Below are 17,169 nucleotides of genomic sequence, written 5' to 3' on the forward strand. Positions count from 1 at the left end.
TTTTTCATCCCTTAGATCGGCTGCATCTTGCGCATATCACTGAGCAAACGCTTCATGCGATGAATGCGGTCATGCTGGTCCGTAGGACGACGCATAGCGACGCTGGTGGAGAGAATATCGATGACAACCAAAGCGGCGATACGCGAAATCGTCGGAGTGTACATATTGGTGTTTTCAAGTGTCTCAACGATAAGCGAAACATCGCAATAATTGGTCAACGGCGAGTCTGAACCTGTCATCCCAATGACAGACGCACCGTTTTCCCGGGCGATGCGGGCGATTTCGATGATTGAACGTGTGGTGCCAGTATTGGAGATGACGAACGCGACTGCGCCCGGCTTCATCATCGATGCCACCATCAATTGTTGATGCGAATCCAGCTCGGCACCGCATGGCACGCCGAATAGTGGAAATTTCTGCTGTGCATCGCGTGCTACAATACCGGAGGCGCCGAAACCGAAAAACACAATTGAATTGCACTTTGTCAGGATATCGATTGCTTTGTGAAGAGCTTCCTTGTCCAATCGCGACCGCGCCCAGTCGAGGCTGGTCATCGTATAATCGAAGATCTTTTCTGCAACGACTTCGGGCTCATCCGTCTCAACCAACACTGAATGCGTAGCGGGCGTCCCGAGCGCCAGACTTTGAGCGAGCCTGATCTTCAGATCCTGGAAGCCAGAACAACCGATAGCCGTCGCGAAACGCAATACTGTTGGTTGGCTGACGTCGGCAAGCGTTGCAGTTTCGCTGACGGTTGCATTCATGATGCGGTGAGGGTCGTCGAGGACAACGTCAGCGACTTTACGATCCGACTTCCGCAGCTCCGGTCGCATTGTGCGAATAACTTCAATAATATTGCGACCATTCAGGCCACGCGTGTCACTACGCGCATCAGTATCCATTCAAGAAAATCCCTTTCGCGGCACAGAAGCCGGATCGCCTTTTCAATATGTTAGCGCATCGGCTCCAAAACCGGAATCGATTTTTGGCAAGCACCACGCATGGTTTCAATAGGTTAGAGCACTGTTTACAAGAGCGACCTTATTGCGTGCACGGTGTATATGAAGATCACCAGCAGATCGAGCCGCAGCGTCGATGTTTTCCGGCGCTTCGGTGTTGAAATCGAACAAGCCGTAGTGATGAGCGACCAGATCAGTAGCGCCTATATGCTGGGCGAGCGTGATCGCTTCCGCGAGTGTAAAATTGCCGGGAACACCGTTGTTCGAGAGTTCGGGTCTGCGACCGTTTACCGGTAATAACGCCACGTGGGGATTATAAGCGGCAACTTCGGCTTCCAACCCCTCAAAAGGTACGCAGTCACCAGAATGCCAGATACGGAGTGCCCCGCAATCAAACACATAACCGAGGAACTTGTGATCGCCATTCTGGTCTGTTTCCAGCGCTTCATGGGCAGCGCGGGTTGCTGCGATCTTGATTGGCTCCAGCGAATATCTCTCTTGAGCGTCGATCAATGCAAGGCGCTTTTCATCCACACTCGAGCGGATCAGAGCCTGTTTTTTCGTCGCCCGGGGAACAAGCAAGGTTGCGTTGGGATTCTGCGTCAGAAGCGCTGGTAGAGTGCCGGGATCCATATGGTCGGTATGAGCGTGTGTGCATGCGACGAGATCGACAAAGTGAATGCCGTCCGGCGCAACCGGAGGGGGCATCATGCGCATATGCGGTCTGCTTGTGTCTCTATATTTCTCGGCCAGGCTATCGGAAAGATAGGGGTCGATGACAATGCGTTTCTCGAAAGCCTCAAGCACAAAGCCTGCCTGGCCGAGCCAAAAAATACGAATGCCGGGTGTGGCTGGTCTGCGCAGATAATCCTCCAATGGAAGCGTTTCGGCAATTTCCTGCAAACATCCCGGCATTTCTAAGTCCTTTTAGTTTTTTAGTGCGGCGACCAGATTATCCGCTGCAATCTTGGTAGCCCTGTCTACGCTTTCCGCGGTGAAGCCACCGATGTGGCTGGTTGCAATGACTGCTGGATGCGCAGCAAGCTCCAGGGAGATCGGCGGTTCCTGTTCGAACACATCGGTTGCATAGTTTGACAACTGGCCACAGTTCAAGGCGTCGATAATGGCGCGGTCGTCGACCAATTTCGCGCGCGCCGTATTCACGAGAATGAGGCCGGGCTTTGCATTGGCCAATCGCTCGCGCGAGATTAAGGTCGAGCCATCACGAGGTGCAGGGCAATGTAGTGTGATGATATCGGTTTGAGCGATGATATCATCCACTTCGGCAAAGCTGAAAGCGTCTGCGGGAAGCCCAAGATCGGGCTTGAGCGGATCATAGCCCATGACTCTTGCCCCGACTGCTACCAGCATGCGTGCCACCTCGCGGCCAATCGCTCCACAGCCGATCACGCCAACGGTACGTCCGCGAATTTCGATGCCACGCTGACGTGGCCATCCACCCGCTTTGATACCGGTATCGGCCTGGGGGATAGAGCGCAGCGCGCTGAAGATCAGGCCAACCGCCAACTCGGCAACGCCCAACGAGTTTGCACCTTCTGCAATCAGCACTTTGATGCCGCGCTCGGTGAGCAACTCAACTGGAAGATTATCGGTGCCAACGCCGTTTCGGCTGATGGCTTTGAGCGATCGTGCTGCTTCGATGACACGAGGCGAGACCGGTTCAACACCAGCGAGCCAGCCCGAAACATCGCTCACGAGACGCACAAGCTCTTCCTCGTCAGGTGTTTTGCCGGGGGTGGAGTAGACGATTTCGAAGCCTGAATTGCGCAGGCTTTCGATATGCGGATGCGGCTCGGCGGTTAGCGAGCGTGGCGTAACGAGAATACGCTGTACCATCTCTACCGTCCTGCCGCTTCGATGGCGATTTCCGAAATCCGATCGAAAGCAGGCCCGCTTGTTGGAATGTCGATATGGAAGACTTCCGCGATTACCTGTGTCCAGCCATGTATGAAATAAGTCCAGCCGTCGACTACATTGAGTGATTTGGCCTGTTCCTGCGCGCGCGCTTGATCAAGGAAAACAAGATTGCCGCGATAGTTGAGGTCCCAAACCACCGACTTCTCAGGGAAGACCGCCGCGTTGGATAAAGGCGAGCCGGGAGCGTCTTTGCCGAGGCCGGTCGCATTGATGATGAACGAACCAGGCTTGAGGCTGTTGAGCACAGCGTCGTTGTCTTCGGGGCGTGGAGCGAGAATATACTCAACTGCAACGTCGCTCGCCACTTCGGCGTGAATGCGCTTGATTTCATCAAGACGATGCTGGCTGCGATTGGAAACAATAATACGTGCCGGCACATTCTCGCCGCGCGACTTACGCATCAGATGCCATGTGATAGCGATGGTGGAGCCACCCGCGCCCATTGAGAAAAGATCAGAGCTGGTGCGCTCGAAATAGTCGGCACCCAGAAAGCCATCTATGGCGAGGCCCGAGGAAATCGGATCTTTCGCATGGCAGATGAGTTTGCCATCTTTTTTAGAAATGCAACTCGTCTCATCCATCAACAGAGCATGGGGGTCGATCACGTCGAACATATCGCGGCAGGCGTGGAAGAGGTCGATCTTGTGTGTGGTAACAAGCGCCCCCATCGAAAGTGGATCGTTGCGGATAAACTCAACCGCTTCGCGGTAAGCCTCCGGATCGTCGTGTAGTTTAAAGTCGATACCCTTAATGACGGCATCTTTGAGGCCGAGATACTCGGCCCAGGCAGGGAACACCTTCATGATCGAGCTTTTGCCGGTGGTTACGCCGATAAAGTACAGCGTCGGCTGTGTAGCTGGCTGATACTTGCTCATGCTCGCTTCTCCAGGGCTTGGCGCGCCACGTTCACAGCGCTGGCGGCATTTTTCCTGATTGCGTCAAAGCGACCATCGCGGATGTCTTCGGTCTTGGCGATCCAAGTACCTCCCACGGCCACAACTTGCTTGATTGCGAGCCAGTCGCCGATAGTGTCTTCGGTGACGCCGCCGGTCGGAATGAATCGCACGCCGAGATGTGCGAATGGTGCGGCTATACCGGACAGCGCCTTCGGGCCGCCTGCAACGCCTGCCGGGAAGAATTTTGCCAGACGGACGCCCTGTGCTGTGGCAAGCGTCAGATCCGTCGGCGTCATGATGCCGGGGCAGAATGGCAGATTAGTTTTGGATGCTGCGTCAACAATGCGCGGATCATAGCCGGGCGCCAGACCAAAGCGTGCACCGCTTTCGATAGCTTTGTCGAGATTGGTAGTGTCAAGAATTGTGCCAGCACCAATGCAAAGTTCTGGTCGCGCATCACGGATTGCTGCCAGCACGTCCGCGGCAGCTTCGGTGCGGAATGTGATTTCTGCAACTGGTAAGCCGCCTTCAAGCAGTGCGTCGGCCAGAGGAACGGCATCTTCCGCGCGCTCGATCGCGATAACAGGAACGACACCAAGGCTGGCGATAAGGTCTATAGGATTGCTCATGGCAACACCCTTCAAATTGAATTTTCGACTGATGGTTCTTCGCGAACTCAGGCGTACTCACGCATCACGGCGTTGACGGTCGCTGGATCACGCGGTTTGTAGTTCGGATTTTCGATGAGCTCCCAGCCGCCGCCGGGCTTTGCGATCACTCGATGTCGCATTCCATTCGACTTCTCAATGATTCCGTAGTCTTGGCCGCTGTCGGATGGATAGGCGAAGACCATCACGAGATCGGTGTCACCGACATTGATCGAACGATGGATCCAGAACGGCGGAACATAACAAATGGTCTGCGCGGTGATTTCGATGATTCGGGTTTCGCCGGCTGGTGATTCGAGCTGCATCAAACCTTGGCCACTCTGGCCGTAGTAAATTTCCGGGCGGTCCGCCTTGGCATGAATGTGACCTCGGGTGAGGAAGAATTCATTCCCGACACGTCCCGGATTCATGCGGGTGATACCATAGATCAGATCGCCGCTATGAGCGCCCGGTTTAAAGTCTTCGACGTCATAGACAACCGTGTTTCCGTGCGTTTCGCGCAAGGCTTCGAAAGCCTTTTCGTCGCCGTAAAGTCCCACGAGATCGTTCAGGCGCTTTTCGTAGCGGCCAGTATTGCCGCTCATGCCGCCAGAATTTGGATTGACGACGCTCACTACAGGTTCGCGTAACATGTATTCCTCCATTTCGTAGTGAAATTACATAAAATAGGATATCAGCACAATCAAGTGGGTCATATGAGATAAATTTTTGGTATAATCGTTACAAATTTGTCGTTTAAATTATTGACGCTGCAAATTTGTGTAATTATGCTACCCAAATCTAATAAGATCGGTAGGAGCCGATCGTTCCAGGAGGAGATTTCCAAATGCAGGGCTTGAAATCTGTAATGTTGAAAATGTCGCTTGCTACGGCGTCGTCACTGATGGCGCTCGCGGTTGCGCATGCGGCCGATTGCAAGATTGGCATTTCGATGAAGACGCTCGATGCGCCTTACTTTGCAGCGCAGGAAGTTTCGGCGAAGAAGCGGGCGGAAGAGCTGGGTTGCGAAGTCTTGACTGCCGATGGGCAGAACGACCTCAACAAACAGGTTTCGGATGTTGAGGATATGGTTGCGCAGGGTATTAACGCGCTCATTATCAATCCGCGCGACAGCAAGGGGCTTGTTCCGGCTGTGAACGCTGCGACTGCAGCTGGCGTAAAAGTTTTCGTGGTTGATTCCACGCTTGATCCCTCGGCAAATTTCGTCACGCTGGTTCAGTCATCCAATGCAAACAATGGTCAGCTCGTCGGGCAGTGGCTCGCTAATCAGACCAAGGGAAAAGACCTCAAGATCGCTCTGATCTCGGGCGATAAGGGCAATGAAGTTGGTCAGGAACGTCGGCTTGGCGTGTTGGCCGGGCTCGTTGAAGGCCAGTTACGCAATGAAGGCCGTGTCCGTTTTGAAGTTGTCGGCCAGGGTTGGGGCATGTGGAACAATGAAGGCGGTCTGAAGGCCATGGAAGATCTCCTGACAGCCAATCCCGATATCAATGTCGTTCTCGGTGAAAATGACTCGATGGTTCTCGGTGCTCGTAAGGCGTTGGAACAGTCCAATCAACTCGATGGTGTACTTCTTCTCGCAGCAGCTGATGGCCAGAAAGAAGCTATGGCGATGATCAAGGAGGGCAAATACGGTGCCACCGGTCTGAATGATCCGGCACTCGTAGCGGCGACCGCTGTTGACCTTGCGAAGAAGGCAGTTGACGGCACCTTGCCGGCTGATACGTCGAAGGTCACCTACACGACGCCTGTCGCTATCACCAAAGACAATGTGGACAAATATTACAAGCCGGACGCGGTGTTCTAAGATTATCTGCCTTCATAGTGCAGCCAGTCTGGTAGTGAAAGACTGGCTGCACTATGGGATTGTCCGAGGAGGCGATTCAGTCAGATGCATGGCGTCTGGGGAGTTTCGCAAGCGGTCGCGAGGTGACCATTTCTTACGGGCTGAACTGAAATTCGGGTGGAGCGTCCTGGGTCTTGAAGATCTGGAATGATTGAAATGGAAAATCTTGTAGAGCTGTCCGGCATAGCGAAGTCATTTGGCGGAGTTCATGCGCTTCGTGGTGTCGATTTCGCGCTTCGTGCAGGCGAAGTTCATGCTTTGCTTGGTGAGAATGGGGCCGGCAAATCGACGTTGATGCGCGTTCTCGGCGGGGAGTTTTCGCCCACTCGTGGCGAAGTTAAAGTCGCGGGCGAAGTGCAGCATTTTCGCGGCCCTATGGATGCGATGTCCAAAGGTATCGCCGTCATTCATCAGGAAATGGCGCTGGCAACTGATCTGACCGTTGCCGAAAACATCTTTATGTGGATGCTGCCATCGGTCATTTCATGGCCAGAGCTCAACAGCCGCGCCAAAGAACTTATTACGAGCCTTGGATTTTCCATTTCTCCCAGTGCTCTTGTCGGCGATCTTCCCATCGCGCATCAGCAGGTTGTTGAGATCGCGAAAGCCTTGTCACGCAATGCGCGCGTGATGGTGTTTGATGAGCCTACCGCCGTGCTGTCCGCACGTGATGCAAACCGTCTCCTCGACATCATCCGTACACTGCGCGAGCGCGGCGTTGGTATCATTTACATCTCGCATCGCCTGGATGAAGTTTTCAGCATCGCCGATCGTATTACGATCATGAAGGATGGCACCTCCATCACCACGACTGAATGTGCGTCTGTAACGGTTGATGATGTCATTCGTCTCATGGTCGGCCGCCCGCTGAAGGCGCTTTTCGGTGAGGATGTTGAGCGGAAAGTTGGCAATGAGGTTCTGCGTATCGAAGAACTCTCGGACGGCTCCCGTATCAAGGGCGTGTCACTGACAGTCAAGGCTGGTGAGATTATCGGCCTCGGTGGCCTTGTCGGGGCGGGGCGTACAGAACTTATGCGACTGGTTTTCGGTGCGGAGCGCGCGAAATCAGGACGGATTTTCGTCCACGGCAAAGAAATAACCATTCGTAACCCGCGTGACGGTGTGAAGGCTGGCATCGGTCTTGTACCCGAAAGTCGCAAGGATCAGGGTTTGATCCTCGACTTCCCGATCCGCGTTAATTCTACCATGGCGAAACTCGCCCCTTTGGTGAACTTCTTTGGTTTCGTCAAAGGCGGCGCGGAGCGTTCTACTGTTGAGACGCTGTCAAAACGTTTGCGTCTAAAGGCGGGCAGTATCGAAGATCCGGCATCAAGCTTGTCGGGCGGCAATCAACAGAAGGTAGTTCTGGCCAAGTGGTTTCATGCCGATGGCGACGTACTGATTTTCGATGAGCCCACCCGTGGCGTCGATGTTGGCGCCAAGACGGAAATCTATTCGCTCATCAAATCGCTTGCGGCTGAGGGCCGGGCGGTCGTGGTGATTTCCTCCGAGCATCTTGAGCTTTTTGGTCTGTGCGACCGGATTTTGGTCATGCGCGAAGGCGCGGTGACGGGTTCGTTGCAGCCAGAGGAATACTCTGAAGAAAATTTGTTGAAGCTTGCCATGGTCAACACGGCCAGCGCAGAGCTTTCTACAGCAGTTAATTGATTGGATGAAACTGTGACCGAAGTTGTTGAAACGCCGAAGAAAAACTTCAATGCCGGAGCTCTTCTCAACCGGTATGGCACCGTTGCCATTCTGATTGCAGTTCTGATCGTAGCTGCCTCCTTGTCGAATGTGTTTCTGACTGAACGTAACATCATGAATGTGCTGCGTCAGGTGGCTGGCCCAAGTCTGATGGCGGTTGGCATGCTGTTCGTCATTCTGACACGCGGGATCGATTTGTCGGTCGGTTCTGTGGCTGCACTGGGAAGTGTGTTGTCTGCGATACTTATCCAGCAATATGGGACGGGAATGGCTATCGGCGGTGTACTGCTTGCTGGTGCTGCCTGTGGGCTCGTATCCGGTATTCTGGTGGCGTATCTCAAGCTGCCACCTTTTGTGACGACCCTTGCAGTCATGACCATCGCGCGGGGGCTCGCTTTCATCTTGTCGTCCGGCCAGCCGATCATGATGGGTGAGGCTGGTTCCGCGGTAACAGCCTTTGGTTCCGGTACGCTTGGTAGTATTCCATATCCTGTCATTCTCATGATCGTTGTATTCGTGATTGCCGGTGCGGTTCTCACCTTCACACGCTTCGGTCGCTTGGTTAAGGCCATAGGCTCCAATTCTGAAGCTGTTCGCCTGTCGGGTATCTCGGTCTCTTATTATACGCTGTCGGTTTATGTAATTTCCGGTGTTTTGGCTGCTGCTGCCGGTATCATCTCCACAAGTCGTACCGGTATCGGGTCGGCCAATATCAGCGTCGGTGCCGAACTTGATGCAATCGCGGCGGTTGTTATCGGTGGCGCGAGCCTGATGGGCGGTCGCGGCGGTGCGTTTAACACCTTCATTGGGGTCATCACTCTTGGGATTATCGCAAATATGATGAACCTTGCGCGTGTTCCGGGCTATCATCAGCAGGTCTTCATGGGCTGCATCATCATCGGCGCGATGCTTCTTCAGTATGCGTCGAGCTGGCTGCGCAAGTCGTAAGACAACCATCCGTCCTCCCAAAAATCAATGACGTGTTCCATGCCAAATGAACTCTCACTTGCAATAGACGTCGGAACGGGCAGCGTGCGCGCTGCCCTTATGGATGGCCGTGGCAATATAGTCGCGATTGCCGCCCGTGAACACGAACAGATTGTGCCGCAATTTGGCTGGTCGGAGCAACGTCCTGCAGACTGGTGGCAGGGTGTGATCGCGTCGATCCGTGAGGTACTGGATAGGGTGCCGGATGCGAGAGATAGGATTGTAGCCGTCGCTGCCTGTGGGCAGATGCACGGCACGGTACTTGTTGGGGATAAGGGTGAACTGGTGCGCGAGACCGCCCCATTGTGGAACGACAAGCGCACTGTCGATTATGTAACTGCCTTTGAAACAAAACACCGCCCCGCAGATTATCTGGCGCACAGCGCTAATCCAGCAGCACCCTCGTGGCCGGGCTTCAAATTGCAATGGCTGCGCGATCACGATGCGCGGGCTTTTGCGCGCGCTGCCGCCATTCTGATGCCGAAGGATTACATTAATCTGAAGCTTACTGGCGAAATCGCGATGGATCGCAATGACGGCGGCGCGAGCTTCCTAATGGACCCGCGCACGGGTGACTGGTCGCAACATATGGTTGAGTTGCTTGGTCTAAATCGCCAGCAGCTTGCACCATTACGAAACCCCACTGAGATTCTCGGCAGTGTCACGGCAGAAGCCGCGCGGGATACAGGTCTTCTTGAGGGGACGCCGGTTCTGGTTGGGGGTGCGGATTATCCGGTCGCATTGCTTGGTTCTGGTGTTTGCCGTCCGGGTGTTGGCTCGGAAGTGATGGGTACCTCTGCCATTATCACGGCGATAGCAGACAAGCCCTTGCTCGACCCATCCGTCTGCAATGTCGGTACGGTAGAAGGAAACTGGGGCGCATTCATGTTGCTGGAATCCGGCGGCGATGCCATGCGCTGGGCTCGTCGTGCGTTCCACGACAAACAGGTTTCTTATGAAGAAATCGTGGCAAAGGCGGCAGACGCGCCTGCTGGCTCCGAACGTCTTTTCTTCATGCCTTATCTTACGGGCGAGCGCCTCGGCGAACATCGCAACGCTCGCGCGCAGTATTTTGGTATCGGTGCAGCACATGGCATTGAACATCTTCATCGTTCAGTGCTGGAAGGTGTGGCCTTTGCCGTGAAACGTCACATCAATATTCTAGATAGTATTTCCGGCTCCAAGCTTGAACGCGTGATCGCGTCTGGCGGTGGTGCGAAGACGGAGTTGTGGCTGAAAATCAAGGCAAGTGTCTATGATATCCCAATTCTCGTCCCGAAGGAGGCCGAGTGCGGTCTGGTCGGTTGTGCGATCATGACAGCGGCTGCAACGGGGCGCTACTCAAGCGTAGAAGATGCCGCCGACGCGCTTGTGCAATATTCGACAGAGATCAAGCCGGACTCGAGATGGTCAGAAATTTATGCGCCGATGCAGGCTTTCTTTGAGAAGCTCTATACGCACAGCCAGTCGCTTTATGACGATCTCGATGGGTTGCCGCAATGAGTACATGTGCAGTTCTTTTTGATATGGATGGCACGCTCGTTGATAGCGAGCCATTGCATTATGAGACACTTCTGGAAGCTATCGCGACCTTTTCGGGCACAGTGCCGGATGATTTCGAAAACCGCGTAACTGGCACGACGATAGTAGATTGCCACACCATGCTCCGAAACGAGACTGGCTTTACAGCCGATCTCGATGCATTCATCAAAGCGAAATATGCAGCTTATGTCAGTGGGGCAATCCGGTTGAAATTACGCCCTGGTGCGGCGGAAATTCTAGCCTATCTTGATGAGGCTGGCATTCCTTACGCGATTGTTTCCAATTCGGACCGTATGCTCATGGATGCAAATCTGCGTGCTGTCGGGTTGCAGCGCCCTAATTTCATTAGTGTATCCCGAAATGATGTGCGTGAAGGCAAGCCTGCTGCGGAACCCTATTTGCGCGGTGCCTATCTGCTTGGGATCGAGCCGTCGCAATGCATTGTTGTAGAAGACAGTGTGCCGGGTGCTCATGCGGGTCTTGCTGCTGGCATGACTGTTATCGGGTGGCCAGAGCCGCACCGCACCGACCTCATTTTTCCGAACGGCGTTGTAACCGCCAATCCTGAAAACCTTCTTTCCAGTTTGCAGCCGCTTTTGAGCGCGGTTGTCCAATAGCAAGCCAGACAAGGATAGCATTCCATGTTTCTCGAAAAGTTCAGAATTGACGGCAAAATTGCTGTCGTCACGGGCGCCGCGCGTGGCATAGGCCTTTCTGCCTCTGAGGCGCTGGCGGAAGCTGGAGCAAAGGTAGTGCTCACCGATATGAGTCAGGAACTGCTGGACAAGGCTATCACTGCACTCGCCGCCAAAGGCTACAGCGTCGAGGGCGAACTGCTGGATGTGACGGATGTTGAAGGCGTTCAGCGCGTGCATGATTCAATTATTGCTCGACATGGCCGCGTCGATATTCTCGTCAACAATGCCGGTATCGCGATCAGCAATCATCCTGCTGAAACCATGGCCGATGACGTCTGGAACAAGGTGATCGATGTTAATCTGAACGGTGTGTTCTGGTGCTGCCGCGCATTTGGCAAGTCGATGCTGGAAAATGGCTCAGGCAATATCGTCAATGTGGGTTCCATGTCCGGTTTCGTGGTCAACCGCCCGCAGGAACAGGCGAACTACAATGCATCCAAGGCGGCAGTGCACCACCTGACACGTTCGCTGGCTGCTGAATGGGGCGCGCGTGGGGTTCGCGTTAACTCGGTAGCGCCGACCTATATCGACACAGAAATGAACAAATACGTCTATGATGATCCTGAAATGTATCGTCATTGGGTTGGTGGCACACCAATGAACCGTCTTGGGCGCACGGACGAAGTCGCCTCTGTCATTCTTTTCCTTGCAAGTGATGCATCAAGCCTGATGACAGGCTCGATTGTTCTAGCCGATGGAGGCTATGTATGCTGGTAAACGCAGTTTCAACCGTGCGTGGTGCGCGCTTTCCTGGTCGCTACATTCAAGGCGCGGGCGTTATCTCGCGTCTTGGAGAAGAGGCTGCAAGCTTCGGCGATAAGGCAGTGGTTCTTCTCGACAATGGTATTTTTGACATCCTTAAGCCAAAGGTCGATGCGGCTTTTGCGTCTGGTCCGGAAGCGCGCATCGTGCGCCATGGCGGAGAGTGCTCCGAAAGCCAGATCGCAGCTCTTGTTACACAGGCTCGCGAAGCAGGTGCGAAAGTGGTTATCGGCGTTGGCGGTGGCAAGGCGCTCGATACGGCAAAAGCTGCAGCGCGCGATCTCGGTCTCCCATCGATCATCTTCCCAACGATTGCAGCATCTGATGCGCCATGCAGCGCTCTTGCTGTGGTTTATAATGACGATGGCTCAGTGGCTTATGATACGTTTCTGCCAAGCAATCCCAATCTGGTTTTGGTGGATACTGGGCTGATTGCACAGGCTCCGGCACGCTTCCTCGCTGCTGGTATCGGCGATGCACTTGCAACTTTTTACGAAGCGGACTCCTGCCGCCAGTCTGGCGCTTTCAACTGCATGAAAATGCAGGGTGTGAGCCTTGCATTCGAGGTCGCGCGCTTCTGCCGCGATACGATTTTTGAGTTTGGCGCCGCTGCGCTCAGGGAGTGCGATGCCAAGCAGGCTGGCCCGGCGATGGAACGCGTGATCGAAGCGAATATTTTGCTTTCGGGCGTCGGTTTTGAGTCCGGCGGTGTGGCCGCCGCCCATGCTATCCATCATGGTCTTTGCGAATTGGATGATGTTCATCATCATCTGCATGGTGAAAAAGTCGCCATTGGTGTTCTCGCTGGTCTCAAGTTGCATGGTGCGGAAGAAGAATTCCAGAAGGTTCGCGAATTCTGTCTCTCCGTACGTCTGCCAACCCGTCTTGCCGATATCGGCATTGAAGACGCGACGGATGAAAAACTGGAAATCGTTGCCAAGCGCGCCTGTCGCGCAGGTGAGATCATTCACAATGAGCCGATCAAGGTGACGCCCGATATGGTCGGCGCCGCACTTAAGCAGCTCATCTAGCATTTATAGGGAGGTTATCATGCAGGAAGTTATTTCGTCTTTTGCCAAAGACCTGTTTGCAGGCAAGCGTGTTCTGGTTTCGGGCGCAACGAGTGGTATCGGTCTTGAAATGGCGCGCGGATTTGCAGCGCTTGGTGCTTCTGTTGCTGCCAGCGGTAGCTCGGTCGCCAAGATCGAAAAGGCTGAGAAAGACAATGCCAATAAGGGCATTGAGTTCTATGAACTCGACGTACGCAGCAATGACGATGCCATTACGTTCATGGAGAAGCAGACACGGATCGACGTGCTGATCAACGCGCAAGGTGTCGCGCGCGACACGGCAGAATGGGAGAATGACGTGTTCAACGATGTCATGGACATCAATCTGAACAGTGTTTTCCGCCTCACCATGGCCGCATATCCGAAGCTCAAGGAAAGCAAAGGTTCGGTGATCGCGATTGCTTCGATGTTGAGCTATCTCGCCGATACAGGTGTGCCATCCTACACCGCGAGCAAGACCGGTATTCTCGGCCTGACCCGCGTTCTCGCTCATAAGTTTGGCCCAGACGGTGTGCGTGTCAACGCTATCGGACCGGGCTATCATCGCACGGATATGACGCGTGCTCTTTGGGAAAACCCAGCTACAGAAAAGCCAATCGCGCAGCGTGCAGCGTTGAAGCGCTGGGGAGAAACTGAGGATCTGGTTGGCGCAGCTCTATTCCTTGCTTCGCCTGCGGCAAGTTTCATCACCGGGGTCACGCTGCCTGTCGATGGCGGGTTTCATACCGGTTGTCTGTAGGAAGACGCAAGCAGCTCTTCTCTTATAGAGCGATCAAAACCGTTCAATGAGAGCGCTATAAGATAGCTAAATCAGATAAAGCTGCTCGTGCGAGAAATCCCTGCAAAGTCTCGACGGTGCCATTGGCTAAGCTCGTGGCACCGTCGGTGTGGCCTTTGGCGATCGTTATCGGTTTGTGCTGTTATTTTTTGTAATTTAAATACAAGACTATGTAACAAATTAATCGAATTCCCTCAAAAAATGCCGTATAATGCCATTGACAATTATTAAAATGAATATTTACTACATTTATGATAATTTAGATACCTAGGCTATTTCCGCCTGTGGTGCTTATGAGTTGCAATGGGAGGTTGAAATGGGATTGTTTTCACGCCGTTTAACGTGTGGACTTTTTGCGATTGCGGTGACATCCGCTGCAGGTCTGACTGTCGCAAATGCACAAACACCGGTTAGTGCTTGCGTTATTACAAAGACGGATACCAATCCGTTTTTTATAACTATGAAAAATGCCGCGATCGAGGAAGCTAAGAAGCAGAACATTAAGCTCTCAATGTATGCCGGTCGCGACGATGGCGACAGTATCAGCCAGATCGAAGCGCTTGAAACCTGTATTCTGGCCGGCGTGAAAGGCATTCTGATCGATCCATCAGATAGTAAAGCAGTGGTTCCGGCTATTCAGAAAGCTCGCGCAGCAGGTATCATGGTTATTGCGTTTGACAGCCCTGTTGAACCTTATGATGCGGTGGACGCCACCTTTGCTACAGACAATTTCAAGGCAGGCGCGTTGATCGGCCAATGGGTCAAAGCAAAGCTTGGCGACGAAGCCTCCAATGCGCGTATTGCATTTCTTGATCTCAATGCCTCTCAGCCGACGCTGGACGTACAACGCGATCAAGGGTTCATGACCGGCTTCGGGATTGACACTAAAAACGTTAATGTCATCGGCGATGAAGATGACAAACGGATTATCGGTCACGACGTCACCAATGGTAATGAAGAGGGTGGCCGATCTGCGATGGAGAATCTGCTCCAACGCGATCCATCCCTCAACGTCGTCTATACCATTAATGAACCTGCTGCTGCAGGAGCATTTGAGACACTGAAGTCGCTCGGCATGTCAGATAAGGTTCTGCTCGTCTCCATTGATGGCGGCTGTCAGGGTGTGAAGAATATTAAGGCTGGAACACTTGCTGCGACGTCACAGCAATATCCAAGCCGAATGTCTGTCCTGGGCATTCAGGCAATTCGCAAATGGGTTGACACCGGCGAGAAGCCAAAGCTCGAAGACGGCACACACTTCTTCGATACAGGCGTTTCGCTTGTAACTGATGATGCGGTCGAGGGTATCTCTTCAATCAGCGTTGAAGAAGGCCTGGAGAAGTGCTGGGGCTGAAAAAACTTCGCTATCCTCGAAGATTTGGCGCGTGGCTCCGGGTCTTCGAGGAACATATAGTTCCAGCTTTCAATAAGGCTACTGCCAAATTGACTTCGTGCTGGAAGAGTTCATGGGCAAGATCATGACACAAGTAGACGACTTTGAAAGCGTGATACGTAACAGTGATACACGCGTTGCAAAATTCCAATCGAAGCGATCCTTCGGACGGTTTGTTCAAGATAGTATCCACGGCAATCCAGCAATCATCCCATTATTGATTCTGCTGTTGACCGTTACCGGCTTCGGCCTGTTGACGAGTGGCCGGTTCTTCTCGGCTTTCACTTTGACCCTTATTCTCCAACAAGTGGCAATCGTCGGAATTGTCGCTGCCGCGCAGAGCTTGGTCATTCTCACCAAGGGCATTGATCTGTCGGTTGGTGCGATCATGGTTCTGACGTCGGTTGTGATTGGTGCCTGTGTGTTCCGTTATGGCCTTCCTGCACCCCTGGCAATTTTGATTGGACTGGCTCTTGGTGCTCTCTGTGGTTACATCAACGGCGTTCTTGTTTCGGTGGTGAAGCTGCCAGCCTTTATCGTAACGCTTGGTACATGGCAGATATTCCTCGCCAGCAACTTCATTTACTCGGGCAATGAGACAATACCCAGTGCACGAATTTCGGAAACGGCACCGTTGCTGCAGTTTTTCGGACAATCAGTGCAGTTTGGGGGGGCAGTCTTTACCTATGGTGTGATTGCCATGGTGCTACTCATCGGCCTGTTATGGTATGTGCTTAATCATACCGCATGGGGTCGGCATGTTTATGCGGTGGGTGACGATGCGGCTGCTGCCGAACTGGCAGGCGTTCAGGTTCGCCGCATGTTGATCAGCGTTTACATTCTCTCAGGTGTTATCTGTGCATTTGCGGGTTGGGTTTTGATCGGCCGTCTTGGGTCTGTCACGCCGACCGCGGGACAGTTCACCAATATTGAGTCGATCACCGCGGTTGTTATTGGCGGTACATCGTTATTTGGCGGACGCGGTTCCATTATGGGCACAATCTTTGGTGCACTTACGGTAGGTTGTTTTTCGCTGGGGTTACGGCTTGTTGGAGCCGATCCACAATGGACTTACCTGCTCATCGGCGTTCTATCGATTGTCGCCGTTGCCATTGACCAAGGATTGAGAAAGGTCAATCTGTGATGTCTGCAAATCCAATTTTCAAAGCACGCGGTCTGACGAAACGCTACGGCCATGTTGTGGCACTGGATGGAGCGGATTTCGATCTCTACCCTAACGAAATCCTTGCGGTTATTGGAGATAATGGTGCGGGTAAGTCATCATTGATCAAAGTGCTGTCTGGCGCGACGAAGCCGGACGCAGGCGAGATCGAATTGATGGGAAAGTCAGTTCATTTCCGTTCTGCATTGGAAGCACGTGAAGCGGGCGTCGAAACTGTGTACCAGAATTTGGCGCTTTCCCCGGCTCTGTCCATCGTTGATAACATGTTTCTTGGACGCGAAATCCGCAAAACTGGCTTTTCAGGGCAATTTCTTCGTCGCCTTGATCGTAAAAAAATGCGCGAAGTCGCTCGCGAAAAGCTCTCCGAACTGGGATTGATGACGATCCAGAATATCGACCAGCCTGTGGAAGGTCTGTCAGGGGGGCAAAGACAGGGAATTGCGGTCGCCCGTTCGGTCGCGTTCGCTTCGCAAGTTATCATTCTTGATGAGCCGACCGCCGCTCTCGGTGTGAAGGAGTCGCGCAAAGTACTCGACCTCCTGCTGGATGTTAAGAAACGCGGGCTGCCGATCGTACTGATCAGTCACAATATGCCGCATGTTTTTGAAGTTGCAGACCGTATTCATATTCAGCGGCTTGGAAAGCGCGCGGCTGTCGTGACACCATCAGAGATTTCCATGTCTGATGCAGTCGCCATCATGACTGGGGCTAAAACATTATAGGGCTAGAGCGTTTCACCTTT

The 17,169-nt window shown here is 53.4% G+C and carries 17 protein-coding genes; 11 read left to right on the plus strand and 6 right to left on the minus strand.

Annotated features, from left to right (window positions below):
* Window positions 1-11 precede the first annotated feature (11 nt).
* The 6 genes from C9380_RS13030 to C9380_RS13055 form a co-directional block, all read right to left on the minus strand.
* Complete coding sequence (locus C9380_RS13030; protein ID WP_024896758.1) at window positions 12-902, minus strand: SIS domain-containing protein; 891 nt, start codon at window positions 900-902, stop codon at window positions 12-14.
* Window positions 903-1,007: 105 nt separating this feature from the next.
* A complete protein-coding gene (locus tag C9380_RS13035) occupies window positions 1,008-1,874 on the minus strand; it encodes an MBL fold metallo-hydrolase (RefSeq protein WP_100556821.1) in 867 nt (288 codons plus the stop codon).
* 12 nt (window positions 1,875-1,886) lie between these two features.
* Window positions 1,887-2,816: a phosphoglycerate dehydrogenase gene (locus C9380_RS13040; protein ID WP_128093717.1), complete on the minus strand. Its 930-nt coding sequence runs from the start codon at window positions 2,814-2,816 to the stop codon at window positions 1,887-1,889.
* Between the two features lie 2 nt (window positions 2,817-2,818).
* The gene (locus C9380_RS13045; RefSeq protein ID WP_128093718.1) at window positions 2,819-3,772 is read right to left on the minus strand and encodes a shikimate dehydrogenase family protein; all 954 of its coding nucleotides are present in this window, start codon (window positions 3,770-3,772) and stop codon (window positions 2,819-2,821) included.
* Window positions 3,769-4,422: a bifunctional 4-hydroxy-2-oxoglutarate aldolase/2-dehydro-3-deoxy-phosphogluconate aldolase gene (eda, locus tag C9380_RS13050; RefSeq protein WP_024896762.1), complete on the minus strand. Its 654-nt coding sequence runs from the start codon at window positions 4,420-4,422 to the stop codon at window positions 3,769-3,771. Before eda ends, C9380_RS13045 begins: the two co-directional genes overlap by 4 nt.
* Window positions 4,423-4,469: 47 nt before the next feature.
* A complete protein-coding gene (locus C9380_RS13055) occupies window positions 4,470-5,093 on the minus strand; it encodes a glucose-6-phosphate isomerase (protein ID WP_128093719.1) in 624 nt (207 codons plus the stop codon).
* Window positions 5,094-5,308: 215 nt separating this feature from the next.
* Between C9380_RS13055 and C9380_RS13060 the strand changes: the two genes are divergently transcribed.
* The 11 genes from C9380_RS13060 to C9380_RS13110 all read left to right on the plus strand — a co-directional run bounded on the left by C9380_RS13060 (window position 5,309) and on the right by C9380_RS13110 (window position 17,149).
* Entirely contained in the window at window positions 5,309-6,268 is a 960-nt protein-coding gene (locus tag C9380_RS13060) for a sugar ABC transporter substrate-binding protein (protein WP_374844470.1), read from the plus strand.
* 195 nt (window positions 6,269-6,463) lie between these two features.
* Entirely contained in the window at window positions 6,464-7,975 is a 1,512-nt protein-coding gene (locus C9380_RS13065) for a sugar ABC transporter ATP-binding protein (RefSeq protein ID WP_164844656.1), read from the plus strand.
* 12 nt (window positions 7,976-7,987) lie between these two features.
* A complete protein-coding gene (locus C9380_RS13070; protein ID WP_247877653.1) occupies window positions 7,988-8,962 on the plus strand; it encodes an ABC transporter permease in 975 nt (324 codons plus the stop codon).
* A 39-nt stretch (window positions 8,963-9,001) separates the two neighbouring features.
* Window positions 9,002-10,504 carry a xylulokinase gene (locus C9380_RS13075; RefSeq protein WP_100556826.1) on the plus strand — a complete coding sequence of 501 codons (1,503 nt, stop codon included), beginning with the start codon at window positions 9,002-9,004 and terminating at the stop codon, window positions 10,502-10,504.
* The gene (locus C9380_RS13080; protein ID WP_128093723.1) at window positions 10,501-11,160 is read left to right on the plus strand and encodes an HAD family hydrolase; all 660 of its coding nucleotides are present in this window, start codon (window positions 10,501-10,503) and stop codon (window positions 11,158-11,160) included. Before C9380_RS13075 ends, C9380_RS13080 begins: the two co-directional genes overlap by 4 nt.
* Window positions 11,161-11,184: 24 nt before the next feature.
* On the plus strand, window positions 11,185-11,958 hold the full coding sequence (locus C9380_RS13085; RefSeq protein ID WP_024896769.1) for an SDR family NAD(P)-dependent oxidoreductase: 774 nt from the start codon (window positions 11,185-11,187) through the stop codon (window positions 11,956-11,958).
* The gene (locus tag C9380_RS13090) at window positions 11,949-13,034 is read left to right on the plus strand and encodes a glycerol dehydrogenase (RefSeq protein ID WP_128093724.1); all 1,086 of its coding nucleotides are present in this window, start codon (window positions 11,949-11,951) and stop codon (window positions 13,032-13,034) included. The genes C9380_RS13085 and C9380_RS13090 overlap by 10 nt, the downstream gene beginning before the upstream one ends.
* Window positions 13,035-13,053: 19 nt before the next feature.
* Entirely contained in the window at window positions 13,054-13,812 is a 759-nt protein-coding gene (locus C9380_RS13095; RefSeq protein ID WP_100556830.1) for an SDR family NAD(P)-dependent oxidoreductase, read from the plus strand.
* A gap of 355 nt (window positions 13,813-14,167) precedes the next feature.
* Window positions 14,168-15,205: a substrate-binding domain-containing protein gene (locus C9380_RS13100; RefSeq protein ID WP_024896772.1), complete on the plus strand. Its 1,038-nt coding sequence runs from the start codon at window positions 14,168-14,170 to the stop codon at window positions 15,203-15,205.
* A 124-nt stretch (window positions 15,206-15,329) separates the two neighbouring features.
* On the plus strand, window positions 15,330-16,388 hold the full coding sequence (locus C9380_RS13105) for an ABC transporter permease (protein ID WP_247877654.1): 1,059 nt from the start codon (window positions 15,330-15,332) through the stop codon (window positions 16,386-16,388).
* Window positions 16,388-17,149 (plus strand): ATP-binding cassette domain-containing protein, encoded by a 762-nt coding sequence (locus C9380_RS13110; protein WP_024896774.1) that lies wholly within the window; start codon window positions 16,388-16,390, stop codon window positions 17,147-17,149. Before C9380_RS13105 ends, C9380_RS13110 begins: the two co-directional genes overlap by 1 nt.
* Window positions 17,150-17,169 lie beyond the last annotated feature (20 nt).

It is taken from the genome of Brucella pituitosa (genome assembly GCF_003049685.1).
Classification (GTDB): domain Bacteria; phylum Pseudomonadota; class Alphaproteobacteria; order Rhizobiales; family Rhizobiaceae; genus Brucella; species Brucella pituitosa.

Bases quoted from the DNA above. Each gene is read 5' to 3' on its own strand.
- eda (WP_024896762.1), bottom strand. From the start codon at position 4,422: ATGAGCAATCCTATAGACCTTATCGCCAGCCTTGGTGTCGTTCCTGTT.
- C9380_RS13055 (WP_128093719.1), bottom strand. From the start codon at position 5,093: ATGTTACGCGAACCTGTAGTGAGCGTCGTCAATCCAAATTCTGGCGGC.
- C9380_RS13085 (WP_024896769.1), top strand. From the start codon at position 11,185: ATGTTTCTCGAAAAGTTCAGAATTGACGGCAAAATTGCTGTCGTCACG.
- C9380_RS13060 (WP_374844470.1), top strand. From the start codon at position 5,309: ATGTTGAAAATGTCGCTTGCTACGGCGTCGTCACTGATGGCGCTCGCG.
- C9380_RS13090 (WP_128093724.1), top strand. From the start codon at position 11,949: ATGCTGGTAAACGCAGTTTCAACCGTGCGTGGTGCGCGCTTTCCTGGT.
- C9380_RS13110 (WP_024896774.1), top strand. From the start codon at position 16,388: ATGTCTGCAAATCCAATTTTCAAAGCACGCGGTCTGACGAAACGCTAC.
- C9380_RS13030 (WP_024896758.1), bottom strand. From the start codon at position 902: ATGGATACTGATGCGCGTAGTGACACGCGTGGCCTGAATGGTCGCAAT.
- C9380_RS13095 (WP_100556830.1), top strand. From the start codon at position 13,054: ATGCAGGAAGTTATTTCGTCTTTTGCCAAAGACCTGTTTGCAGGCAAG.
- C9380_RS13100 (WP_024896772.1), top strand. From the start codon at position 14,168: ATGGGATTGTTTTCACGCCGTTTAACGTGTGGACTTTTTGCGATTGCG.
- C9380_RS13105 (WP_247877654.1), top strand. From the start codon at position 15,330: ATGACACAAGTAGACGACTTTGAAAGCGTGATACGTAACAGTGATACA.
- C9380_RS13080 (WP_128093723.1), top strand. From the start codon at position 10,501: ATGAGTACATGTGCAGTTCTTTTTGATATGGATGGCACGCTCGTTGAT.
- C9380_RS13045 (WP_128093718.1), bottom strand. From the start codon at position 3,772: ATGAGCAAGTATCAGCCAGCTACACAGCCGACGCTGTACTTTATCGGC.
- C9380_RS13040 (WP_128093717.1), bottom strand. From the start codon at position 2,816: ATGGTACAGCGTATTCTCGTTACGCCACGCTCGCTAACCGCCGAGCCG.
- C9380_RS13035 (WP_100556821.1), bottom strand. From the start codon at position 1,874: ATGCCGGGATGTTTGCAGGAAATTGCCGAAACGCTTCCATTGGAGGAT.
- C9380_RS13075 (WP_100556826.1), top strand. From the start codon at position 9,002: ATGCCAAATGAACTCTCACTTGCAATAGACGTCGGAACGGGCAGCGTG.
- C9380_RS13065 (WP_164844656.1), top strand. From the start codon at position 6,464: ATGGAAAATCTTGTAGAGCTGTCCGGCATAGCGAAGTCATTTGGCGGA.